This is a genomic window from Sphingomonas sp. GW821-FHT04B01, assembly GCF_059420425.1.
In genome coordinates this window covers 1-21,253 of record NZ_JBWKTR010000001.1, presented here as the reverse complement: position 1 = coordinate 21,253, position 21,253 = coordinate 1, and the positions used below count along the sequence as shown (strand labels likewise).

Below are 21,253 nucleotides of genomic sequence, written 5' to 3'. Positions count from 1 at the left end.
CCGCAGTCGATGGGCGGCAGCGGGACCCCGGCTCGAGGCCGGGGTGCCGGGCTGGTCCGGAGAGGTCCGGAACGAGTCCGGGATGACGGCAAGTTTGTGGTAAGCGGCATCCATATCGCTCGCGAAAAGGGTTTGAGGTCATGATCCGGTCGTTGCTCATCGCGCTCAGCGTCACCACCGCCGTCCCGGCGTTCGCGCAGGACGCGCCCGCGCCAGCACCGCAGCAGCAGCCGGCGACCCCGGCGGGGCAGGAGGCCGCGCCGCTCGAAGTGTCGGTGACCGGCGGCGTCTCGGCGCCGATGCCGATCGCGATTCCGGCGATGCCGACCGCGCAGGTCGTGTCGACCCCGGCGGGCGCTACCGACGTGCTCGGCCGCCAGATGGCCGAGATCATCGCCAACGATCTCAAGAACTCCGGCCTGTTCACGCCGCTCGGCGCGGGCCAGCTCCGCCCCGTCGGTTTTCAGGAGGTCAACGCCCCCGCCTTCGATTATTGGGGCGGCACCGGCGCGCAGGCATTGGTGCAGGGCTTCGTCCGTGCCACCGGCGATGGCAACCTCACGATCGGCTGCTATCTCTACGACGTCTCCTCGAAGGTCGAGCTGACCCGCTCGGGCTTCGTCGTCTCGCCGTCCGACTGGCGGCGCGCGGGACATAAATGCGCCGACATGGTCTACGCACGGCTCACCGGCGAAGGCCCCTATTTCGATAGCCGCGTCGTCTACGTCTCGGAAACCGGGCCGAAGGGCAAGCGCGTCAAGCGGCTCGCGATCATGGATCAGGACGGCGCCAACCACCGCTTCCTGACCAACGGCCAATCGATCGTGCTGACGCCGCGCTTCGCGCCCAACCAGCAGTCGATCGTCTATATGAGCTACGAGAACGACAAGCCGTCGATCTACGTCTACGATCTCGGCTCGGGCCGGCCGCGGCGTGTCGTGCAGAATGCCGCGTTGACCTTCGCGCCGCGCTTCTCGCCCGATGGCCGCTGGATCCTGTTCTCGATGGCGCAGGGCGGCAATACCGACATCTATCGCGTCTCGTCACAGGGCGGCACGCCGCAGCGGCTGACCAGCTCGCCGGGCATCGACACCGGCGGCAGCTATTCGCCCGACGGCGCGCGCATCGTCTTCGAGAGCGATCGTTCGGGAGGCCAGCAGATCTACGTCATGAACGCCGACGGCTCGGGCCAGCAGCGGATCAGCTTCGGCGGCGGGCGCTATGCGACGCCGGTGTGGAGCCCGCGCGGCGACCTGATCGCCTTCACCAAATTGGGTGGCGCGTTCCGCATCGGCACGATGTCGCCGTCGGGCGGTGGCGAGAAGATCCTCACCGGCGGCCAGGACGAGGGGCCGAGCTGGTCGCCCAACGGTCGCGTCATCACCTTCTACCGCAGCGGCCAGGGCAGCGGCGGCAAGGCCGATCTGTGGATGGTCGACCTCACCGGACAGGTCGAGCGCAGGATTCCGACGCCGCTCGACGGGTCGGACCCGGCCTGGGGACCGCTACGGCCGTAACGCACTATAAGGTTTCGGGGGCGAAACGCACTTACTCACGGGAGATACGACGATGGCCAGACTGACGACCACCCTGCTGACCGCAGCCGCGCTCGCCTCGCTCGGCGCCTGCGCGCACAAGCCCAAGCAGCTGCCGCCGCCGCCGGTCGACAACAGCGCCGGACTCAACACGCCGCCGCCGGCGACCGCGGGTAACGGCGACGGTGCGATCACGCCGGGCTCGGACGCCGACTTCCGCCGCTCGGTCAGCTCGAACACCGTGCTGTTCGGGCTCGACCAGAGCGATATCGATGCGGAGGCGCGCGCGATCCTCGACAGCCAGGCGACGTGGCTGCAGCGCTTCCCGCAGATCCGCGCGACGGTCGAGGGCCATGCCGACGAGCGCGGCACGCGCGAATACAATCTCGCGCTCGGCGACCGCCGCGCGAATGCGGCGAAGAACTATCTCGTCGCGCGCGGCATCGATCCGTCGCGGCTGACGACGATCAGCTACGGCAAGGAACGTCCGGTGGCGCTGGGTTCGGACGAGGCAAGCTGGGCGCAGAACCGGCGTTCGGTGACGGTGGTGCTGAACTAGGTCACATCCGTCATCCCGGCTTGCGCCGGGATGACGGTCGGGAACGATCCGCCTCGGCTGCATGGCGTCTATAAAGGATGACAGGCAGTCGGAGACGGGGTGATGCTGGTACGGTCGCACGAACGGCGCGCGCGCACGACCAACGGCTATGCCATGCTGGCGATCGCGTTCGCCCTAGTGATAATCGGCCTCTTCACTACAATGGATACACGGGCTGATGCCTCGGTCGCCGACGGCTGGATCGTGGGCGCCTGCATCATCGGCATCGCCTTCATCGCCAAAGGCTTTTACATGCTGCAGCCCAATCATGCTGCGGCGATCATCCTGTTCGGCGACTATACCGGGTCCGATCGTGCCGCCGGGCTGCGCTGGGCGTTGCCCTGGACGACCCGCCGCAAGATCTCGCTGCGCGCGAACAACATTATTTCCGATAAGATCAAGGTCAACGATCTTCGCGGCAATCCCATCGAGATCGCGGCACAGGTCGTCTGGCGCGTGACCGATACCGCCCAGGCGCTGTTCGACGTCGATTATTTCCGCGATTTCGTCGAGGTCCAGATCGAAGCTGGCGTCCGCGCGATCGGCTCGCGCTACCCATATGACGATCACGACCATCACGAAGTAACGCTGCGCGCAAACCACGATCAGGTCGGCGCCGAATTGCGTACCGAGCTGATTGCGCGTTTGCAGGTCGCCGGCATCACCGTCGACGAATGCGGCTTCACGCATCTCGCTTATGCGCAGGAGATCGCGGGGGCGATGCTGCGACGGCAGCAGGCGCAGGCGGTGGTCGCCGCCAGAACCGCCTTGGTCGATGGGGCTGTCGGGATGGTGGAGCTGGCTCTGGTCCAGCTTTCCGAGAAGAAGATCATCGATCTGGACGACGACCGGCGCGCCGCCCTAGTCTCCAACCTGCTGGTCGTATTGTGCAGCGAGCAGGACACGCAGCCCGTGGTCAACGCCGGGCTGTTAAGCGTCTAGAAGCCGATGTCGGCGATGCTGCGCCCGTTCCCATCGCGGTCGATCACCCCAGCGCCTCGTCGAGCAGCTTCGCCAGCCGCAGGCCGCCGCGCTCCACTTCCAAGCGGGCGACGGGCACGATCCGTTCGATCGTCGCCTCGTCGAGCGTCACCTTGGCTGGCGAGGGCGCGCAGGGATCGCCGTTCAGCGCGCTCGCATAGACGACGTCATGCGCGACCTGCCACGATTCGCGGCTCCAGTCGGTGACCGTCCCCGCCGCGATCCGCCGCTTCTCTGCCGCCGGATAGCGCCGCACCAGCGACGGCCCGCTGGTGATCGCGCGCTCGGCGAGCGTGCCGTCCCAGATCGAATGCAGGTTGAACCGCTTCGGCCCGTAGCTGCCATAGGTGGCGGCGACGTCGTTGCCGCCCTTGTCGTTCTTCTCGCCGGCGTGAAGCGGCTGGTGCAGATCGCCGACGAAGTGGATCAGGAATACCAAGGCCTGCGCGCGTTCCTTCGCGGGCGCGCGCCGGTTCTTGAGGATCGCGACGTCGCGGGTGATCTGCGCCGAGACGCAATTGCCGTCCTTGCACGCCTCTTCGAGCGTGAACGGCTGGCAGATGTTCACGTCCTGGAAGTGCCAGTTGTAGGCATAGCCGAAGCGCGACTTGCCGTCCGGCCCCTTCAGCGGCTTGACGCAATCCGCCCAGGTGCTCGCGCCCTCGATCGTCGTCGCGGGGCATTCGGGCGTGTCGAGCCGCGGCGTCTCGGCGAGCAGCTTGCGGATCGCCGCCTGCGTGCGCGGCGCGACATTGGCGTAAGCGATGCGGGCGACCGTCTGATGCCCGAACTCCCAATAGGCCGACGCCGGCGCGGCGAACCCGAACGCCGGCAAGGCGGCAGCGACAAAGCGGAGGATTTTCATGGCGGTGCTTTAGCCGCCTAGGTGGCCACCTAGAAGCGTCTTAGTGTCAATGCGATACAGCTGGGCAGGGGCCATATTCCCTTGCGATCCGCGCGCCATTGTCCGCCAGCGTGCCAAGATCAACCGCTGCGCGCCAGCCATCGACTTTTTTGCGATCCTCCAATGGGAACGGCTGCCAGTCGCCGGTCGCGCAGCTCCATTGCGTGCCGTAGTGCTGCTTGCCCGTTATCTTGAGCATCACGCGGTCATGGAGCAGCGCGAAATTCTGCTTGGTGACCTGCCCCGTGGCGACGAGCGGCTCCATCAGCCGCAGCATCTTCAACTGGAAGACGGGATCGTCGTCGGCATGCTGGACCAGCATCCAAGCCCTGCTCGAGGCTTGCGCCCCGACCATCGTTATGGTGGGCCAGCCGTGCCGCGCCACCACGGTCTTCATCCATGCGGTATTGGCGTGGTCGCGCGCCCGGATCGCTGACCACGTCAGACCACGCACGATCCCTGCCTCCATTGAATCTAGCAGCGGCGCGCCCTTTGTTTCGCCCGCGTTCCACGACAGCGAATTACGCAATACCTGATCGGTGATCGGGCGGGCGATCAGCTGCGCGGGCAGGAGGTTGCCAGCCTCGTCGCCGACCGCCTGCGCCAACGCAGCCGACCAGACGAGCGTCGACGCAATCCGGTGGGCGCTCGTCAACTTTTTCTGAAACACCGTCCAGTCGTTACCCATGTCGCCTTGGGGGAAGGCCATTGCGACCGCGCCACATAGTGCTCCACCATAGGCGCCAGTACGAAGCGCGGGATTGGTGATCCCTGCGGCAATCAATTCGACGCGTACGGAGGCGGTACTGACCGTGCGGCATTGCTCAAGCCATTTCTGTAGTCCGGTCCATGCGGCTGCTTGCGCGGGCGTCGCCCCGTCAAACCCGCCCCGCATCCAGCCATAATCACCCGGATCGAACGTCTCGCCCCTCATATAAGGCGCAAGCACCGGTGGTGGCGCCGGCGCAGCCTCCGCCGTGGCGAGGAAAGCGGCGGCGGCGAGCGCAAGACGGCGGAGCATCGTGCGATGCTGATCGCGGATCGTGGCAGTATCGTGACGCTTACTCGTCGCCGTAGACCGCCACTTCGCGCAGGCCCGCCGTGGTGGCGCGGGCGCGGTACATGCCGGGCGTGGTGAAGCTCCACACCGCCTCGCCGCCCGGTGCGGCGACGATGACGCCGCCGGTGCCGCCGAGCGCACGCACCTCCGCCATCACCGCATCGGCGGCGGCCTGCGGCGTCTCGCCCGACAGGCGGATGCGCGCGCCGATCTCGTGGCCGACGCCGACGCGGATGAAGAATTCGCCCGAGCCGGTGCAGGAGATCGCCGCCGAACGATCGTCGGCATAGGTGCCCGCGCCGATCAGCGGTGAATCGCCGATTCGGCCCCAGCGCTTGCCGGTGACGCCGCCGGTCGAGGTCGCCGCGGCGAGATGCCCCGCGGCATCGCGCGCGACCGCGCCGACGGTGCCGTATTTCATGTCGATGTCGAAGGCGTCGGCGTTGCGCGCGAGCAGTTCGTCGAGCTGGCGGCGGCGCTCGTCGGTGGCGAACCAGGCCGGGTCCTGCGCCGCGATCCCCTGTTCGCGGGCGAAGCGTTCGGCGCCGTCACCGCTGAGCAGCACGTGCGGGCTCGCCTCCATCACGCGGCGCGCGAGGCCGACCGGCGAGCGCGTCGCGGTGAGGCCCGCCACCGCCCCGGCGGCGCGGGTGCGGCCGTCCATGATCGCCGCGTCGAGCTCGATCGTGCCTTCGCGGGTATAAGCGGCGCCGCGGCCGGCGTTGAAATGTGGATCCTCCTCGAGCACGCGCACCGCCGCCTCGACCGCGTCGAGCGCGCCCCCGCCCTCGGACAGGATCGCGGCGCCGGTGTCGAGCGCCAGCGCGAGCGCCGCGCGGACGCCGTGGTCCTGCGCCGGGGTGAGGCGGTGGCGTTCGATCGAACCGGCGCCGCCGTGGAGGACGAGCGACCAGTCTGGCGTATCGGTCATGATGCAGCCTTATGCGTGGGATGGGGCAGGGGGCGCAGCCCGATCAGCGGCCGCAGCGGCGCGATCCGCCGGCCGACCAGATAGAAGCTGAGGCAGCCGAGGATCGTCGCGGCGATGAGCAGCGCGCATTCGACGCCGCCGGACAGGCCGACCGGCATCAGCCAATAGGCGACGACGACGATGATCGTCTGATGGACGAGGTAGAAGGGGAATACCGCCTCGGTGAGCAGCGGCCGCCAGCGCGCATCGCGGTTCCAATGCCGTTCGGCAAAGCCGATCAGCGCGAGGATCGTCCCCCATTGCTGCACCGCATGCGCCGCGCCGTAGATCGGGTAGAGCCAGCGCGGCGCATCGCCGTTCAGCCCCAGCTCGACCGCGAGGATGAAGCCATAGCCGAGCACGCCCATCGCTGCGCCGGCCCAGCGCCAGCGCACGCACGCGGCAAGCACCGGCGTCGACCCCGCCAGCGCGAAGCCGAACAGGAAGGCGGGCAGATAGATGAGATGCGCCATCGCGTCGGTGAACGGATTCTGCGTCTCATAGCCCATCGGGAACCACCAGCCGTGGACGCACACCAGCCATACGGTCGGCACGATCGGCAGCGCCGGCCCGGCGAACAGCCGGTCGAACGCCCCTTGCGCGCCGCGCCAGCGGACCAGCGGCACCAGCAGCGCGAGCACGACCGTATAGAGCCAGAGATACAGCACGAACCACAGATGGTTGAGCGCCGGCAGCACGATCCCGCCGAGCGTGCCGAAGCGGAAATAATCGTGCGTCCAGAAGGTGAGGAAGCCGCCGGCATAGCCATGTTGCGTGACCAGCTCGACCCAGGATTGCGGCGGCACCACCAGAGCGACGCCGAAGGCGAGCGGCACCAGCAGCCGCAGCGTACGCTGGCGCAGGAAGCCGCTTACCCCCGGCGCGCGGGTCAGCAGCGCGCGACTCGCATAGCCCGAGACGACGAACAACAGGCTCAATCGCCACGCATTGACCGCAAGCATCGGCAGCACCGCCCAGGCGGCGCCGTGCGCGCTCTTGGCGTGGAAGCCCCAGGGGACGAAGACCATGCCGACATGATAGACGATCAATATGGCGAAGGCGGCGACGCGCAGCCAGTCGAGGCCGTAATGGCGGGGGATCGGGACGCGCGACATCGTAAGTGGTTAGCGCCCTACACCAGCGCCTTTGAACCGCAACCCGGCTGCTGTATATAAGCCCCATGTCCTTACGTCCGTGGCGCGATATCGTCCGCCGTCCGAGCCGCCAGATCATGGTCGGCAACGTTCCCGTGGGTGGCGACGCCCCGGTCACCGTGCAGACGATGACCAATACGCCGACGCCCGATATCCGCGCGACGCTTGACCAGATCCGGCGGTGCGAGGAGGCGGGGGTCGACATCATCCGCGTCTCCTGCCCCGACGTCGATTCGACCGCCGCGCTGAAGCAGATCGTGCGCGGCTCGAACGTGCCGATCGTCGCCGACATCCATTTCCACTACAAACGCGCGCTGGAAGCCGCCGACGCGGGCGCCGCCTGCCTGCGGATCAACCCGGGCAATATCGGCAGCAGCGAGCGCGTCGCCGAGGTGGTACGCGCCGCCAAGGCGAACGGCTGTTCGATCCGCATCGGCGTCAACGGCGGCAGCCTCGAGAAGGATCTGCTCGAGAAATATGGCGAGCCGTGCCCGGATGCGCTGGTGGAAAGCGCGCTTGATCATATCAAGCTGCTCCAGGACCACGATTTCCACGAATACAAGGTGGCGGTGAAGGCGTCCGACCTGTTCCTCGCGGTCGCCGCCTATCAGCAGCTCGCCGAGGCGGTGGATTGCCCGCTGCACCTCGGCATCACCGAAGCGGGCGGCTTCGTCGGCGGCACGGTCAAGTCGGCGATCGGCATCGGCAGCCTGCTCTGGTACGGGATCGGCGACACGATCCGCGTCTCGTTGTCGGCCGAGCCCGAGGACGAGGTGCGCGTCGGGTTCGAGATGCTGAAGGCGCTCGGCATCCGCAACCGCGGTGTGCGCGTGGTGAGCTGCCCGAGCTGTTCGCGGCAGGGATTCGATGTGATCCGCACCGTGCAGGCGCTGGAGGAGCGGCTCCAGCATATCCGCACGCCGATGAGCCTGTCGGTGCTCGGCTGCGTCGTCAACGGCCCCGGCGAGGCGCGCGAGACCGACATCGGTATCACCGGCGGCGGCAACGGCAAGCACATGGTCTATCTGTCGGGCGTCACCGACCATCACGTCCAGGACGAGGGGATGATCGACCATATCGTCCGGCTGGTCGAGGCCAAGGCGGCGGAGATCGAGGCGGCGGACGCGGCGGCGCAGGCGCCGCAGGTCGTGGCGGCGGAATAGGTCCTGTGGTACGGGCCGGGTATCAGGAGACTCGGCATGACCCAACAGGCCAAGGTGATCGATGGCGGCAAGGTCGTCATCCCGGCGAACATCCGTCGCGAACTCGACATCAAGCGGGGCGACTCGCTCGTCGTCGAGCGTGATGCGGCAGGTGCAATCGTCTTGAAGACCTATGCGCAGGTTGCCCGCGAAGCACAGCAGCGGTTCCGTGATATGCGCGGTGGGGACGGGGCGGGCAGCAGCAGCGTGGTCGACGAGCTGATCGCCGATCGCCGCGACGAGGCACGCCGAGAGGCCGCCCGGGACGAGGCTTGGCAGGCGCGCCAGCGGTGACGGTCGTCGATGCGTCGGCGGTGCTGGCCATGATCTTTGAAGAGCCCGGCAGTGCGATGGTATTGGCGCACTGTCGCGGTGCGCTGTTCAGCGCGGTCAATCTCGATGAGATCCTGCACAAGGTCGCACGCCGCGGACTCGATCCAGCGGCGATCGAGGAGCAACTGACCAAATTGCAGATCATCGTCGTGCCGTTCGATGCCGGTCAGGCACGGGTCTCCGCTGCCTTGCACCCGCGGTTGCACGGCACCGATACGTCCTTTGCGGATCGCGCGTGCCTTTCGCTCGCTCTGGCGACAGGGGGTGCGGTACTGACCGCGGACACGAAGTGGAGCGCGCTGGGTCTGGATCTCGACATCTGCTTGATTCGATGAAGCGCGAGGTTTCGCCGCCTGCCGCCTTCGCCGTCGCGGCGGCCGGCATCGCCGTCTATTCGGCGATGGATACGCTGATGAAGGGGCTGTCGATCGCAAGCGGCGCCTATGCCGCGGTGCTCTGGCGATCGCTCGCCGGGGTCGCCTTGCTCTTGCCGGTCTTCCTCGCGCGGCGGATGCGCTGGCCCGGGGCGAAGGCGTTGCGATTGCACGTCGCGCGCGGCGCGACCGGCGGGGCGTCGGTGCTGCTGTTCTTCTGGGGGCTGGCACGCGTGCCGATGGCGCAGGGCGTCGCGCTGACATTCCTGGCGCCGCTGATCGCCTTGTTCCTCGCCGGGCTAACGCTGGGCGAGCGCATCCGCCGCGCCGCGATCGGCGGGTCGCTCGTCGCCAGCCTCGGCGTGCTGATCATCGCCGCCGGGCAGGTGCAGGCGCATGCCTCCGATGCGGTGGTGATGGGCAGCGTCGCGATCCTCGCCGCCTCGGTGATCTATGCGGTCAGCCTGATCCTGCTGCGTCAGCAGGCGCAGGCCGCCGATCCGCTCGAAGTGGCGCTGTTCACCAGCGTCGTGCTGAGCGTGCTCCTGCTGGTCGCCGCGCCGTGGTTCGGTAGCGTGCCGACGACCGATCAACTGCCCGTCGTGTTCGGTGCGGCGCTGCTCGGCTCGATCTCGGCGGTCGCGCTCGCCTGGGCCTATGGCCGTGCCGAGGCGCAGGTGCTCGCGCCGACCGAATATACCGCCTTCGTCTGGTCGGCGCTGTTCGGCTGGCTGGCCTTCGCCGAGCGCGTCTCGCCCTATACGGTCGCCGGTGCGCTGTTCATCATCGCCGGCTGCCTCGTCGCGATCCGCAAGCCCGCGCCGGGCCCGCAAACGGAAGCCGCCTTATGATCCGCCCCGCCACGCCTGCCGACATCGCCGTCATTCTGCGCTTCGTCCGCGAGCTCGCTGCGTTCGAGCGCGAACCCGATGCGGTCGAGGCGACGGAGGCGACGCTGCACGAGGCGCTGTTCGGCGCGCAGCCGGCCGCGGAGGCGGTGATCGCCGAGGACGACACCGGGCCGCTCGGCTTCGCGGTGTTTTTCCACAATTTCTCGACCTGGGCGGGACGGCGCGGGCTGTATCTGGAGGATCTGTACGTGACGCCCGACGCGCGGGGAAAGGGCGTCGGCGGCGCCTTGCTGCGCCATCTCGCCGCGCTGGCGGTGGCGCGCGGCTGTGCGCGGTTCGAATGGTCGGTGCTCAACTGGAACGCCGACGCCATCGCCGTCTATCGCCGGATCGGCGCGGTGGGGATGGAGGACTGGACGATCCAGCGGGTCAGCGGCGACGCGCTGAAGCGGCTGGCGGCAAGCGGCGGCTGACGCGAGGCGCCCCGCCGGCGTGTCGATTGACCCGTCCGTCGCCACCACCGTTCGGGCTGAGCCTGTCGAAGCCCATGGTCCCGATCGCAAGCTGCCCTTCGACAGGCTCAGGGCGAACGGTTGGGGTACGGGTCGTCTCTCAGGGGGCAGATCGGGGCGCGACCGACGGCCGCGCCCCGCGTCGCTCAGTCGCGGCCCGGAACCTCATATTCGTGCGGCTCTTCGCCCTGCGCCTTGGCGTCGTCGTAGCGCTCGATCGCCTCGCGGACGATGCGGCGCGCCTCTTCGCGGTCGCCCCAGGTGCCGACGCGCACCCACTTCTTCTTCTCCAGGTCCTTATAGTGCGTGAAGAAATGCTCGATCTGCTCGAACACGATCTCCGGCACGTCGGCGCGGCCGCCGACGTTCGAATAATAAGGGAAGACCTCGTCGACGGGGACGCAGACGAGCTTCTCGTCGCCGCCGGCCTCGTCCTCGAGGTTGAGCACCGCGATCGGCCGGGCGCGGACGACGCAGCCGGGGATGAACGGCGAGCGCGCGATCACCAGCGCATCGAGCGGATCGCCGTCGGGCGACAGCGTGTGCGGCACGAAGCCGTAATTGGCCGGATAGCGCATCGGCGTGTGCAGGATGCGATCGACGAACAACGCGCCCGACGCCTTGTCGAATTCGTACTTCACCGGCTCGCCGCCGGTCGGCACCTCGATGATGACGTTGAGGTCGTCGGGCGGGTTCTTGCCGACCGGAATCAGATCAATACGCATGCATGTCCTTCACAATTCTTGGCCGCCGCCCCTCAGCGCGGCGCCAACAGCTTGTCGAGCCCGGTCTCGCCCGTGCCGGTCTTCTGCAAGTGCGGATACCGCGGGCCGCCGTGATAGTCGATGGCGACTTCGCGGTACCGTGGCCCATTCTTGAGCAATAATCGGATCGGTTGCTTGGACGTCTGGGCATTGACGATCGCTGCTTTCATGGCATCGCCGCTATAGGCGGTGTCGTTCACCGCCTGGATCACGGTGCCGACATCGAGTCCCGCCTTGAATGCCGGCGAATCCCAGATCACCTGCCCGACTTCGCCGTCCTTGCCGATCGACAGACCGATCGAATAGGTGACGTTGATCGTGCCGCTCTTCTCGGCATTGGTGAAATACTTGGTCGGCTCGGGACCGTAAACGAGTGTATAGCCGTTCATCGCGAAGCCCTTGACCGGCGCGGGCTGGCCGGTCTCGGTGATCCGCTTGCGCAGGAAGCCCGCCCAGTCATAGGGCTGGATCGCGTTGAGCGTCGCGGCGACATCCTCGAAGCGATAGGTCAGCTCGCCCCAGTCGCCGTCGCGCACGCCGAAGAAGGCGCGGGCGAAATCGTCGATCGACTTGGTTCCGCCCGACTGCTGGCGGAGCATCGCGTCGACCTCCATCCAGACCATCAGGCCTTCGTTGTAATAATCCTCCGACCGCTGCCAGCTCGTCCAGCCCTTGGGCCGGCGGGCCGAAATCACCGGATCGTTGGTGGTGTCGACCAGATCGCGCCACTGGCGTGCCGGCGCGAGATCGTAGAGGCCGGCGATGCCGGCATAAGCGTCGAGCGTGTCCTGCTTGCTGACCAGCCCGGAGCGCGCCTGGAGAACATAGCCCCAAAATTGCGTCTGTCCCTCGTAGACCCAGAGCAGCGAGCCGCGCATCGGCGTACGGTAATCGGGCGTCCACAGATCGGCGCCGCGGCGGAACTTGCCGTCCCAGCTATGGGTGAATTCGTGCGGCAGCAGATTGCGTGCGGCGACGTTGCTGTCCCATTCGGTGAAATAGGTCGGCCGCGAGCCGTTTTCCGAGCTGCGATGATGTTCGAGGCCGATGCCGCCAAGCTGGTCGGAGAGCGACAGCAGGAATTCGTAATGGTCGTAATGCTGCGCACCGAAGGTCTTCACCGCCTGTTCGACGAGCCGCTTGTGCGCGTCGATCTGTTCGGGCTTGGCGGCGAGCAACTCGGGCGAATCGGCGAAGACGTTGAGCTTCACCCGGTCGCTGAGCGGCCAGGTCTTGCCGTAGCGGCCGGCGAGCATCGGCGAATCGACCAGCACCTCGTAATTGGTCTTGTCATAGGCGTAGGTCGAGCCGACCGCCTTGGCGGGCACCGCGCCCGCCGCGGTCCAGCCGGTCGGGAACTTGACCGTCATCTGGATCGGGATCTGGCGGGTGAAATAGCCGGCCGGATAGAGGCTGACCGAATTGGGCTGCAGGCTGATCAGGTTGGGCGTCACCGCGATGCGGCCCTGGTCGGGCTTGGTGGCCGACAGGAACTGGAATTCGACGTCGAGCGTGCGCACGCCGGCGGGCACGTCGATGTGGAAGGCGAAGACGTCGACCGGATCGCGCGTCCACGGCAGGATGCGGCCGTTGCCGCGGATCACCAGACCGGCGAGCTTCTCGATCTCGCCGCGCGGCGAATGCGCGCCGGGCAGCCATTTGGGGAACAGCAGCGCCATCGCGCCCGCCTTGGCGACGGGGATCGTCTCATGCACGCGGAAGATGCCGCGCTCGGTGTCGGTCGCGTCGACCTCGACCTTCAGCGTGCCGGGATAGGGCACGTCGCGCGGCGCCGGGATCGTGTCGACGAAGGGCGATGGTTGCGGCGCGCTATTGCCGGCGGGGACCTGCGCCAGCGCCGGCGCGGCGGCGGACAGGAAGAGGGACGCGACGACGAGCTTGCGGATCATGGAGGGCTTTCGACGAAAGAATGTTGCGGCAATGTGTAAGCGGCCGAAAGGTCACCCGTCCAGTCCTTTACCCGCCGCCGCCGCCCAATACGTTGACGGTGAACGCCACCACGCCGAGATTGAACACGAACGCCGCGAGCGTATGGCCCAGCACCACCCGCCGGATGCGCCGCGAGCCGATCTGCACGTCCGACGTCTGGAACGTCATGCCCAGCGTCGCGCTGAAATAGAGGAAGTCCCAGTAATCGGGCTCCTTGCAGTCGGGGAAGTCGAGTCCGCCCTCGTCCTTCCCGTCCTCGCCCGCGCTGTAGAACAGATGCGCGTAATGCATCGCATAGACCATGTTGACGAACAGCCACGCCAGCGCCAGCGTCGCGATCACCAGCACGATCGCATAAGCGTCGTTGCGCCCCTTCAGTTCGCCGGCGACCGCGACCAGGATCACCACCATCGTCGCCGCGGTGACCGCCAGCAGCGCAGCGCGATTGGCGTCGTTGTCGCGCGCCGAACGCCGCATCCGTGCCGCCTCGCCGTGGCGGAACAGCGTCGAGACGGCGAGGAGGAAGACGATCGCGGCGATGTCGAACGCCGCCATCAGCCCGCGGCCGCGGCCCAGCACGGGGATCAGCCCCGCCAGCCCCGCGACGAAGACGATCGCGAACAGCGCGAACCGCGGCGGCGCGATGCGGCTGCCGATTCCCCAATAGGCTTGACGGTCGGTCATCGTTGGGGTGCTAGCGCTTGGCCGCGGGCTCGCCTAGATAGCGCCCGCATATGGCCCGTATCGAAACGCCGCGCCGGGTGCGCGGAACCCAGGACATCTTCGGCGACGACCAGCGCCGCTTCGCTTATGTGCTCGCGACGTTCGAGCGCGTGCGGCATCTGTATTGCTTCGGCCGCGTCGACCTGCCCGTCTTCGAGGCGACCGAGGTGTTCGCGCGCTCGATCGGCGAGACCACCGACGTCGTGTCGAAGGAGATGTACACCTTCCCCGATCGCGGCGGCGATTCGCTGACGCTGCGCCCGGAGTTCACCGCGGGGATCGCCCGCGCCTTCCTGACCGAGGGCTGGCAGCAATATGCGCCGCTCAAGATCACGACGAGCGGTGCGGTGTTTCGCTACGAGCGTCCGCAGAAGGGGCGATACCGCCAGTTCCACCAGATCGACGCCGAGATCCTCGGCGCGGTGGAGCCGGCGGCGGACGTCGAATTGCTGGTGATGGCGGACCAGCTGCTGCGCGAGCTCGGCATCGCCGATGGCGTGACGTTGCAGCTCAACACCTTGGGCGATGCCGAGACGCGCGAGGCATGGCGCGCCGGTCTGGTCGCGCATTTCGAGGCGCACCGGAGCGAACTGTCCGAGGACAGCCTGACCCGGCTCGACAAGAACCCGATGCGCATCCTCGATTCGAAGGACCCGCGCGACCGGCCGATCGCCGATGCTGCGCCGGACATCGACGCCTATCTGACCGATGCGGCGCGCGCGTTCTTCGATGCAGTGACGGCGGGACTGGATGCGGCGGGTGTCGCCTGGACGCGCAACGCGCGGCTGGTGCGCGGCCTCGATTATTACCGCCACACCGCATTCGAATTCGTCACCGACCGGCTCGGCGCGCAGGGGACGGTGCTGGCGGGCGGCCGCTACGACGGATTGGTCGAGAGCCTCGGCGGCGCGCCGACCCCGGGCGTAGGCTGGGCGGCGGGGGTCGAGCGGCTCGCGATGCTGCTGGACGAGCCGGCGGCGCCGACGATCGACGCGGTGGTCGTGCCGATGGGCGCGGCGGCGGAAGCGCGCGTGCTCGGCCTCGTCGCCGAGCTGCGCCGCGCCGGCGTCGCGGTCGACATGGCCTATAAGGGCAAGATGAAGCAGCGGCTCGCCAAGGCGGACGCGCTCGGTGCCCGTCATGCGCTCATCATCGGCGACGACGAACTCGCCGCCGGCGTCGCGACCGTGAAGACGCTCGCCAGCGGCGATCAGCGGCAGGTCGCCTTCGCCGCTCTCGCCGAGGCGCTGCGATGAGCGCGCTCGCAATCCTCCCGGTGTCGGGGAGGATCGGATGACCACCATCTCCCCCGAACGAATCGCGCAGATCGAGGCGCGGCGTGATGAATTGCAGGCGCTGATGGCGACCGGCGACCTGCCGTCCGATCGCTTCGTCGCGGTGTCGAAGGAATATGCCGAGCTCGAACCCGTCGCCGCGGCGGCCGGCGAGGTGCGCCGCCTGCGCCAGGAAGCGGACAGCCTAGCCTATATGGCGGAGGACACCGGCGACGAGGAATTGCGGCTGATGGCGGCCGAGGAGCTGCGCGACAATCGCACCGCGCTCGACGCCGCCGACCGCCGGCTTGCGCTGGCGCTGCTGCCGCGCGACGCCGCCGATGCGCGCGCCGCGATGCTCGAGATCCGCGCCGGCACCGGCGGCGACGAGGCGGCGCTGTTCGCCGGCGACCTGTTCCGCATGTACCAGCGCTATGCCGAGCGGCAGGGCTGGCGCGTCGAGCTGATCAGCGGCTCGTCGTCGGATGCGGGCGGCTTCAAGGAGGTCGTCGCCTCGGTCACCGGCACCGGCGTGTTCGCGAAGCTCAAGTTCGAGGCGGGCGTCCACCGCGTCCAGCGCGTCCCCGCCACCGAGGCGGGCGGGCGCATCCACACCTCGGCGGCGACGGTCGCGGTGCTGCCCGAGGCGGAGGACGTCGACGTCCGTATCGACGAGGCGAAGGACCTGCGCATCGACGTCTATCGCTCGTCCGGCCCCGGCGGCCAGTCGGTCAACACCACCGACAGCGCGGTGCGCATCACCCATCTGCCCACGGGCCTCGTCGTCATCCAGCAGGACGAGAAGTCGCAGCACAAGAACAAGGCCAAGGCGCTGAAGGTCCTGCGCACCCGGCTCTACGAGGCGGAGCGCGAGCGGCTCGCCAACGAGCGGTCGGGGACGCGCCGCGCGATGGTCGGCTCGGGCGACCGGTCGGAGCGGATCCGCACCTACAATTTTCCGCAGGGGCGGGTGACCGATCACCGCATCAACCTGACGCTGCACCGCCTGCCCGAGATCCTCGAAGGCGAGATGGACGAACTGATCGGCGCGCTGATCGCGCAGGACGAGGCGGAGCGGCTGGCCTCGCTCGACGGGTGATGCGGGCGGACCGCTGCGGATGCCCTTCGTCATCCTGGCGGAAGCCGGCACGCATGGACGCGATGTCCACGTGGATGAGCGCTGCCGTCCGCCCTCGTCCACCGCTCACCGCCCTGCCAACTACTCGGCCAACGTATCGCGCATATGGCGCGCCTCCCCACCTTCCGCTGTCATCCCCGCGCAGGCGGGGATCCATACCCGCTGACGCCGCGCATCTATCGATACCGTCAGCGTTTATGGATCTCCGCCTGCGCGGGGATGACGAGGGGAGGGGTACTGCCGACTCCGCCTTTCGTCCCGCCCGTGCGTTCACCCCACCCCGATCGTCATCCCGGTGCATGCCGGGACCCATGGATGCGATGTCGTCCACATGGCTGCGCGCCATCGGTCGCCCGCAATCATGTCCTCCGGCATGCTCCGACATGACTGAGGAAGGGGCCATGACGGCGTGACCACCCCCAACCCCGCCGCCATGCGCGCCGCGCTCGCCGAAGCAACCGCGCGCCTCGCTTTCTCTCCGACCGCACGCCTCGACGCCGAGCTGCTGATGGCGCACGCGCTCGGCATCGAGCGCAGCCGGCTGCTGCTCGACATGGCGCGCGCCGTTCCGCCCGGCTTCGCCGCGCTGGTCGACCGCCGCGCGGCGCACGAGCCGGTCGCCTATATCACCGGCACGCGCGGCTTTTGGACGATCGACCTCGCCGTCGGTCCCGGCGCGCTGGTGCCGCGCCCCGACAGCGAGACGCTGCTGATCGCGGCCGCCGGCCATTTCGGCGGCGATGCGCCCACGACGGTGCTCGATCTCGGCACCGGCCCCGGCACGCTGCTGCTCGCCGCGCTCGACGAATGGCCGGCGCGTGGCCTCGGCATCGACCGTTCGGCGGTGGCGCTCGATTATGCCCGCCGCAATGCGGAGCGGCTCGGCATGGCGGACCGTGCGCGCTTCGTCCGCGGCGATTGGGCGGCGGCGCTCGACGCCCGTTTCGACCTCGTCCTCGCCAATCCGCCCTATATCGGCACCGGCGAAACCCTCCCCGACGAGGTCCGCGCGCACGAGCCCGCCAGCGCCTTGTTCGCCGGTGCCGACGGCCTCGACGACTATCGCGTCCTCGCCCGGCAACTGCCGCGGCTGATCGCGCCAAGTGGCTGCGCCGCCGTGGAAATCGGTCATACCCAGGCAAAATCGGTCGCCGCCTTGTTCGCTCGCCAGGGGCTGACCAGCCAGATCCACCGCGATCTCGGCGGGCGCGACCGCTGCCTGCTCGTCCGGCTCGCGCCTCGGGGTTGAAAGAAGCGTGGCCGGCCCTCATATTTCGCTTGTCGGACCTGCCTCACGCCAGCTATTGGTCGGGCCGGGGCACGCAGCATCAGCATTGGCAGGTTGATCGGCACGCGGTGACCCGCATCCTTCGTCATGTCGCCACCGACCATCGGTGGCCGTGGCAGGCTCGAGCGGCGCTTATGGCACGCGGCGACCCGGAAGGGCGCGTTGTTCGGCTGGCGGATGCCGGGTCGGGCAGGTCGATGCGGGATTGGCCGCGATCGACCGGATTGGTTTTCCAGGGACCATTTATACTCTGATCATGGGACAGTAGCTTGATCAACAATCGGCAGCAGAACGGCCGCCGTCGCGGTCGTGGCGGTAACAATGGTGGCAATAACGGTCCCCGTCAGGGCGGCCAGGGTCGGCCCGACAACGGCAACCGCATCGACAGCCGCGCACGCGGCAACGCGAACCAGTTGTTCGAAAAGTACAAGAACCTCGCCGGCGAGGCACAGCGCCAGGGCGATCGCGTCACCACCGAATATTACCTCCAGTTCGCGGATCATTATTTCCGCGTGATCGCCGACCAGCGCGGCCGGTTCGAGGACAACAGCCAGCCCAAGCGCCAGCAGCCGTTCGATCTCAACGACGACGACGATTACGGCGACGAGGGCGAACCGATCCGCGCCGGCGAGCAGGACGGCAACGATCAGCGTGACCAGCAGGGTCAGGCGCGCGGCGACCAGCAGCGCGACGACCGCGGCAATCGCGACGACCGGCCGCAGCGCCAGGCACGTCAGTGGGAGGACCGCGGCAATCGCGACGACCGCGGCCAGCGCGACGGCAATCGCGATTCCGGCCGCGACGCCAGCCGCGACGATCGCCCGCAGCAGCGCGAGGAGCGCTCGGCCCGAGAGGATCGTCCGCAGCAGCAGCGCGAGGATCGCCCGCAGCGCGAGGATCGCGTCCGCCGCCCCCGGTTCGAGGCGGCCGAACAGCCGGTCGAAGTCGCCGGCCAGCGCCGTGCCGATCCGCTCGCCGAGGGCGAGAATCTGCAGGAGCGGACCGAAGCGGTGCTTGAGGCGGATTCGCCGGTGCTCGCACCGCGCCCGCGTCGGGGCCGTCCGCGCCGCGACGCGCAGGCCGATGTTGCGCCCGAGGCCGCTGTCGCACCCGAGGCGCCGGCCGCACCGGTCGCCGAGGCGCCGGAGAGCAATGGCGTCGATGCCGATCGTCTGCCGCCGTCGCTCAACATCTCCGCCGCCAACGACGCCGGGGACGAGGCGCCCAAGCCGCGTCGCCGCCGCGTGCGCACCCCCGCCGCGGACGTTCCCGCCGCGGAGTGAGCGGATCGTTCTGATCTGATCCGGAGGCCGGTTCCGCGAGGAGCCGGCTTTCGTCGTTTCCGACGCTTTGCCAAGTCGCTGCAAACGTGGTCTCCTGCCGGCAACCGCCTTCGCATCGTACGGAGTCGGAACGAAGGAGAGGAATGGCATGACGATCGCGGCAATCCTGCGCGACAAGGGCGGCGACGTGGTCTCGCTGCCGCGCGATGCGACCTTGGGGCAGGCGGTGGCGCTGCTCGCCGAACGCCGGATCGGCGCGGTGCCGGTGATCGACGCGGGCAGCGTGGTCGGCATCGTCTCCGAACGCGACGTCGTCTATTCGCTCGCCGCGCATGGCGTCGCGGCGCTCGATCTCGCGCTTGCCGAGGTGATGACGCAGCCGGTGCAGCAGGTCGTGCCGGGCGAGCCGGTGATCGGCGCCCTGTCGCTGATGACCCGGCGGCGCATCCGCCATCTGCCGGTGGTCGAGGGCGCGCGGCTGGTCGGCTTCGTCTCGATCGGCGATCTCGTCAAATATCGCATCGACCGGATCGAGGCGGAAGCCGCGGCGATGCGCGACTATATCCAGCACGGCTGATCAGGCCGCCGGCAGCGGCCGTTTGCGGACGAGGGCGATCAGTTCGCGGATCGTGCCGCGCGCGAACAGCGCCAGCCACGCACCATAGGTGGCGGCGCCGACCGCGACGAGCGCCGCCAGCCGGGGCGGCGGCGGCAGCGCCGGCAGCAGCCGGTCGACCAGCGTCACCACCAGCGCCATGCCGATCGCGGCGCATGCCGACGGCGCGATCGCGCCGACGAGATCGCGACCGCTCGCGCCGATCACCGGCAACGACCGCCGGCTGCTTGCGAGCAGATAGAGCGGATAGGCGGCGATCCAGCTCCAGCCAAGCCCGACCGGTCCCCAACGCACGCCGATCAGGAAGGCGAATCCGAGCAGCATTGCGCCGACCGCACCGTTGCGCGCGCCGATCCCCGGCCGGCCGCGCGCGTCGCAGGCGGGTGCATAGAGCACTTGCAGCGTCATGAACGGCATCGCCAGCGCGATCAGCCGGACGACCGGCGTCACCTCCGCCCATTTGGCGTCGAGCATCGTCAGCACCAGCGGTTCGGCGGTTGCCGCGAGACCGAGGTAGAAGGGCAAGGCGAGCACCATGATGACGCGCACCGCGCGCACGAAGGCGCGGGCGACCGCGCCCTCGTCATGCTGCATCCGCGCATAGGCGCTGAACGCCACCTCGTTGAGCGGCGGCACGAACTTCGAGACGAAGATCTGCGCGAGGAACAGCGCTGTGGTGTAGATGCCGAGTTGGTGCGGGTCGAACCGGCGGCCGGCGATGAACACGTCGATCTGGCTCTGCAGGAACCAGAAGAACTGTCCCGCCGCCATCATCCCGCCATAGCGCGCGAGATGACCGGCGCCGCGGAAGTCGAAGCTCGGCCAGATCAGCGACCGCGCCGCCCAGGTCAGCATGATCGCACGCACCGCGTAGAGCGCGATCGGCGCCCAGACGAGCGTCCACACCCCCCATCCGGCCAGCGCGCCGCCCAAGGCCGCGCCCGCGCCGGCGAGCGAGGCGGCGAGATTGGCCGCCGCCTGCTTGCGGAACTCCATCGCCCGGCTGAGCAGCGCATAAGGGAGCGCGGCGAACGGGGTGATGAGATAGATCAGCGCCTGGACGCGCAGCAGCGCGGCGACCTCCGGCTGCCGGTAATAGGCCGCGGCGAGCGGCGCGATCGAGACCTGCGCGATCGCCAGCACGAGGTTGAGCGCGATCAGCATCCCGAACGATTGCCGCACCTGCCGCGCCGAAACGTCGTCCCGCTGGATCAATCCACTCGCCAGCCCATAGCCGTTGAGCATATTGAGAAAAACGAGGATCACCCCGGTCATCGCGTAAAGCCCGTAGTCGCGCGGATCGAGGATGCGGATCACCAGGAAGGTCGCCGCCCATTGCACCATCTGCGCGCCGATCTGGCTTCCCGAGCGCCAGATCACCGCACGGCGCACCTGCGTACCGAACGATTCGGCGGCGTCTGTGCGGGGAGGGGGGGGGGTCGCCATGACGGGGCGGTACAGACCTTGCTCTTCACATCTCGTAAACCCCCGGAAATCCGAGGCTTGAAGATTTGTGACAGGAAAAATGCAAAAAGCGTTTGACGGCTCGGAACACCCCGCCTAGAGGGACGTCACCGCAGCGACGGACCACACGGTTCGCTTCTACGGTCACCGAAATCAAGGCGCTGATGTCGCCCTCCCAAAAAGAGGGTTGGACGAAGCGTCGGTTTTTGTCGGCTCTTTGACATTGTTGAACAGATGAAGGGACATGTGGGCGGCGGCTCCGGTCTACGGCGTTTCAAG

Annotated in this window: 21 protein-coding genes and 1 pseudogene; 14 read left to right on the top strand and 8 right to left on the bottom strand. The window is 68.3% G+C overall.

Annotated elements, in window-relative coordinates; translation table 11 throughout:
- Nucleotides 1–140: 140 nt before the first annotated feature.
- The 3 genes from tolB (at nucleotide 141) to AC07UH_RS00100 (ending at nucleotide 3,075) form a co-directional block, all read left to right on the top strand.
- Nucleotides 141–1,517 (top strand): Tol-Pal system beta propeller repeat protein TolB, encoded by a 1,377-nt coding sequence (tolB, locus tag AC07UH_RS00110; protein ID WP_495179762.1) that lies wholly within the window; start codon nucleotides 141–143, stop codon nucleotides 1,515–1,517.
- A 52-nt stretch (nucleotides 1,518–1,569) separates the two neighbouring features.
- Nucleotides 1,570–2,094 (top strand): peptidoglycan-associated lipoprotein Pal, encoded by a 525-nt coding sequence (pal, locus tag AC07UH_RS00105; protein ID WP_495179763.1) that lies wholly within the window; start codon nucleotides 1,570–1,572, stop codon nucleotides 2,092–2,094.
- 153 nt (nucleotides 2,095–2,247) lie between these two features.
- The gene (locus AC07UH_RS00100) at nucleotides 2,248–3,075 is read left to right on the top strand and encodes an SPFH domain-containing protein (RefSeq protein ID WP_495179764.1); all 828 of its coding nucleotides are present in this window, start codon (nucleotides 2,248–2,250) and stop codon (nucleotides 3,073–3,075) included.
- A 43-nt stretch (nucleotides 3,076–3,118) separates the two neighbouring features.
- On the opposite strand, the gene AC07UH_RS00095 is transcribed toward AC07UH_RS00100, so the two are convergent.
- The 4 genes from AC07UH_RS00095 to AC07UH_RS00080 are packed head-to-tail and all read right to left on the bottom strand — an operon-like array spanning nucleotide 3,119 to nucleotide 7,163.
- A complete protein-coding gene (locus AC07UH_RS00095; protein ID WP_495179765.1) occupies nucleotides 3,119–3,979 on the bottom strand; it encodes a S1/P1 nuclease in 861 nt (286 codons plus the stop codon).
- Nucleotides 3,980–4,025: 46 nt separating this feature from the next.
- Nucleotides 4,026–5,039, bottom strand: coding sequence for a DUF6624 domain-containing protein (locus AC07UH_RS00090; RefSeq protein WP_495179766.1), 1,014 nt, complete (start codon nucleotides 5,037–5,039; stop codon nucleotides 4,026–4,028).
- A 40-nt stretch (nucleotides 5,040–5,079) separates the two neighbouring features.
- Nucleotides 5,080–6,009, bottom strand: a complete 930-nt coding sequence (locus tag AC07UH_RS00085) for an isoaspartyl peptidase/L-asparaginase family protein (protein ID WP_495179767.1) — start codon at nucleotides 6,007–6,009, stop codon at nucleotides 5,080–5,082.
- Nucleotides 6,006–7,163: an acyltransferase family protein gene (locus tag AC07UH_RS00080; RefSeq protein WP_495179768.1), complete on the bottom strand. Its 1,158-nt coding sequence runs from the start codon at nucleotides 7,161–7,163 to the stop codon at nucleotides 6,006–6,008. Before AC07UH_RS00080 ends, AC07UH_RS00085 begins: the two co-directional genes overlap by 4 nt.
- A gap of 65 nt (nucleotides 7,164–7,228) precedes the next feature.
- Here AC07UH_RS00080 and ispG point away from each other — a divergent pair, with 65 nt between their 5' ends.
- The 5 genes from ispG to AC07UH_RS00055 are packed head-to-tail and all read left to right on the top strand — an operon-like array spanning nucleotide 7,229 to nucleotide 10,435.
- Nucleotides 7,229–8,365 carry a flavodoxin-dependent (E)-4-hydroxy-3-methylbut-2-enyl-diphosphate synthase gene (ispG, locus tag AC07UH_RS00075; protein ID WP_495179769.1) on the top strand — a complete coding sequence of 379 codons (1,137 nt, stop codon included), beginning with the start codon at nucleotides 7,229–7,231 and terminating at the stop codon, nucleotides 8,363–8,365.
- Nucleotides 8,366–8,401: 36 nt separating this feature from the next.
- On the top strand, nucleotides 8,402–8,698 hold the full coding sequence (locus AC07UH_RS00070) for an AbrB/MazE/SpoVT family DNA-binding domain-containing protein (RefSeq protein WP_495179770.1): 297 nt from the start codon (nucleotides 8,402–8,404) through the stop codon (nucleotides 8,696–8,698).
- On the top strand, nucleotides 8,695–9,072 hold the full coding sequence (locus AC07UH_RS00065) for a type II toxin-antitoxin system VapC family toxin (protein WP_249340739.1): 378 nt from the start codon (nucleotides 8,695–8,697) through the stop codon (nucleotides 9,070–9,072). Before AC07UH_RS00070 ends, AC07UH_RS00065 begins: the two co-directional genes overlap by 4 nt.
- Nucleotides 9,069–9,962 (top strand): DMT family transporter, encoded by an 894-nt coding sequence (locus tag AC07UH_RS00060; RefSeq protein WP_495179771.1) that lies wholly within the window; start codon nucleotides 9,069–9,071, stop codon nucleotides 9,960–9,962. Before AC07UH_RS00065 ends, AC07UH_RS00060 begins: the two co-directional genes overlap by 4 nt.
- Nucleotides 9,959–10,435 carry a GNAT family N-acetyltransferase gene (locus AC07UH_RS00055; protein ID WP_495179772.1) on the top strand — a complete coding sequence of 159 codons (477 nt, stop codon included), beginning with the start codon at nucleotides 9,959–9,961 and terminating at the stop codon, nucleotides 10,433–10,435. The genes AC07UH_RS00060 and AC07UH_RS00055 overlap by 4 nt, the downstream gene beginning before the upstream one ends.
- Nucleotides 10,436–10,620: 185 nt before the next feature.
- On the opposite strand, the gene ppa is transcribed toward AC07UH_RS00055, so the two are convergent.
- The 3 genes from ppa to AC07UH_RS00040 all read right to left on the bottom strand — a co-directional run bounded on the left by ppa (nucleotide 10,621) and on the right by AC07UH_RS00040 (nucleotide 13,803).
- Nucleotides 10,621–11,199 carry an inorganic diphosphatase gene (ppa, locus tag AC07UH_RS00050; protein ID WP_495179773.1) on the bottom strand — a complete coding sequence of 193 codons (579 nt, stop codon included), beginning with the start codon at nucleotides 11,197–11,199 and terminating at the stop codon, nucleotides 10,621–10,623.
- Between the two features lie 32 nt (nucleotides 11,200–11,231).
- On the bottom strand, nucleotides 11,232–13,148 hold the full coding sequence (locus AC07UH_RS00045) for a M61 family metallopeptidase (protein ID WP_038665108.1): 1,917 nt from the start codon (nucleotides 13,146–13,148) through the stop codon (nucleotides 11,232–11,234).
- Between the two features lie 67 nt (nucleotides 13,149–13,215).
- Nucleotides 13,216–13,803 carry a DUF1345 domain-containing protein gene (locus AC07UH_RS00040; RefSeq protein ID WP_495193940.1) on the bottom strand — a complete coding sequence of 196 codons (588 nt, stop codon included), beginning with the start codon at nucleotides 13,801–13,803 and terminating at the stop codon, nucleotides 13,216–13,218.
- On the opposite strand from AC07UH_RS00040, the pseudogene AC07UH_RS00035 reads away from it, so the two are divergent.
- The 6 genes and pseudogenes from AC07UH_RS00035 to AC07UH_RS00010 form a co-directional block, all read left to right on the top strand.
- Nucleotides 13,770–13,886: pseudogene (locus AC07UH_RS00035) on the top strand (hypothetical protein); the annotation flags it as partial. The gene AC07UH_RS00040 and the pseudogene AC07UH_RS00035 overlap by 34 nt on opposite strands.
- A gap of 36 nt (nucleotides 13,887–13,922) precedes the next feature.
- Nucleotides 13,923–15,167 carry a histidine--tRNA ligase gene (hisS, locus tag AC07UH_RS00030; RefSeq protein WP_495179774.1) on the top strand — a complete coding sequence of 415 codons (1,245 nt, stop codon included), beginning with the start codon at nucleotides 13,923–13,925 and terminating at the stop codon, nucleotides 15,165–15,167.
- 37 nt (nucleotides 15,168–15,204) lie between these two features.
- Nucleotides 15,205–16,284: a peptide chain release factor 1 gene (prfA, locus tag AC07UH_RS00025; protein ID WP_495179775.1), complete on the top strand. Its 1,080-nt coding sequence runs from the start codon at nucleotides 15,205–15,207 to the stop codon at nucleotides 16,282–16,284.
- Nucleotides 16,285–16,756: 472 nt separating this feature from the next.
- Entirely contained in the window at nucleotides 16,757–17,572 is an 816-nt protein-coding gene (prmC, locus tag AC07UH_RS00020; protein ID WP_495179817.1) for a peptide chain release factor N(5)-glutamine methyltransferase, read from the top strand.
- A 308-nt stretch (nucleotides 17,573–17,880) separates the two neighbouring features.
- Complete coding sequence (locus AC07UH_RS00015) at nucleotides 17,881–18,894, top strand: DUF4167 domain-containing protein (RefSeq protein ID WP_495179776.1); 1,014 nt, start codon at nucleotides 17,881–17,883, stop codon at nucleotides 18,892–18,894.
- Nucleotides 18,895–19,042: 148 nt separating this feature from the next.
- Complete coding sequence (locus AC07UH_RS00010) at nucleotides 19,043–19,471, top strand: CBS domain-containing protein (protein ID WP_495179777.1); 429 nt, start codon at nucleotides 19,043–19,045, stop codon at nucleotides 19,469–19,471.
- Here AC07UH_RS00010 and AC07UH_RS00005 read toward each other — a convergent pair whose 3' ends face one another.
- Complete coding sequence (locus AC07UH_RS00005; RefSeq protein ID WP_495179778.1) at nucleotides 19,472–20,956, bottom strand: lipopolysaccharide biosynthesis protein; 1,485 nt, start codon at nucleotides 20,954–20,956, stop codon at nucleotides 19,472–19,474.
- Nucleotides 20,957–21,253: the final 297 nt, after the last annotated feature.

Bases quoted from the DNA above. Each gene is read 5' to 3' on its own strand.
- tolB (WP_495179762.1), top strand. From the start codon at position 141: ATGATCCGGTCGTTGCTCATCGCGCTCAGCGTCACCACCGCCGTCCCG.
- pal (WP_495179763.1), top strand. From the start codon at position 1,570: ATGGCCAGACTGACGACCACCCTGCTGACCGCAGCCGCGCTCGCCTCG.
- AC07UH_RS00100 (WP_495179764.1), top strand. From the start codon at position 2,248: ATGCTGGCGATCGCGTTCGCCCTAGTGATAATCGGCCTCTTCACTACA.
- AC07UH_RS00095 (WP_495179765.1), bottom strand. From the start codon at position 3,979: ATGAAAATCCTCCGCTTTGTCGCTGCCGCCTTGCCGGCGTTCGGGTTC.
- AC07UH_RS00090 (WP_495179766.1), bottom strand. From the start codon at position 5,039: ATGCTCCGCCGTCTTGCGCTCGCCGCCGCCGCTTTCCTCGCCACGGCG.
- AC07UH_RS00085 (WP_495179767.1), bottom strand. From the start codon at position 6,009: ATGACCGATACGCCAGACTGGTCGCTCGTCCTCCACGGCGGCGCCGGT.
- AC07UH_RS00080 (WP_495179768.1), bottom strand. From the start codon at position 7,163: ATGTCGCGCGTCCCGATCCCCCGCCATTACGGCCTCGACTGGCTGCGC.
- ispG (WP_495179769.1), top strand. From the start codon at position 7,229: ATGTCCTTACGTCCGTGGCGCGATATCGTCCGCCGTCCGAGCCGCCAG.
- AC07UH_RS00070 (WP_495179770.1), top strand. From the start codon at position 8,402: ATGACCCAACAGGCCAAGGTGATCGATGGCGGCAAGGTCGTCATCCCG.
- AC07UH_RS00060 (WP_495179771.1), top strand. From the start codon at position 9,069: ATGAAGCGCGAGGTTTCGCCGCCTGCCGCCTTCGCCGTCGCGGCGGCC.
- AC07UH_RS00055 (WP_495179772.1), top strand. From the start codon at position 9,959: ATGATCCGCCCCGCCACGCCTGCCGACATCGCCGTCATTCTGCGCTTC.
- ppa (WP_495179773.1), bottom strand. From the start codon at position 11,199: ATGCGTATTGATCTGATTCCGGTCGGCAAGAACCCGCCCGACGACCTC.
- AC07UH_RS00045 (WP_038665108.1), bottom strand. From the start codon at position 13,148: ATGATCCGCAAGCTCGTCGTCGCGTCCCTCTTCCTGTCCGCCGCCGCG.
- hisS (WP_495179774.1), top strand. From the start codon at position 13,923: ATGGCCCGTATCGAAACGCCGCGCCGGGTGCGCGGAACCCAGGACATC.
- prfA (WP_495179775.1), top strand. From the start codon at position 15,205: ATGACCACCATCTCCCCCGAACGAATCGCGCAGATCGAGGCGCGGCGT.
- prmC (WP_495179817.1), top strand. From the start codon at position 16,757: ATGCGCGCCGCGCTCGCCGAAGCAACCGCGCGCCTCGCTTTCTCTCCG.
- AC07UH_RS00010 (WP_495179777.1), top strand. From the start codon at position 19,043: ATGACGATCGCGGCAATCCTGCGCGACAAGGGCGGCGACGTGGTCTCG.
- AC07UH_RS00005 (WP_495179778.1), bottom strand. From the start codon at position 20,956: ATGGCGACCCCCCCCCCTCCCCGCACAGACGCCGCCGAATCGTTCGGT.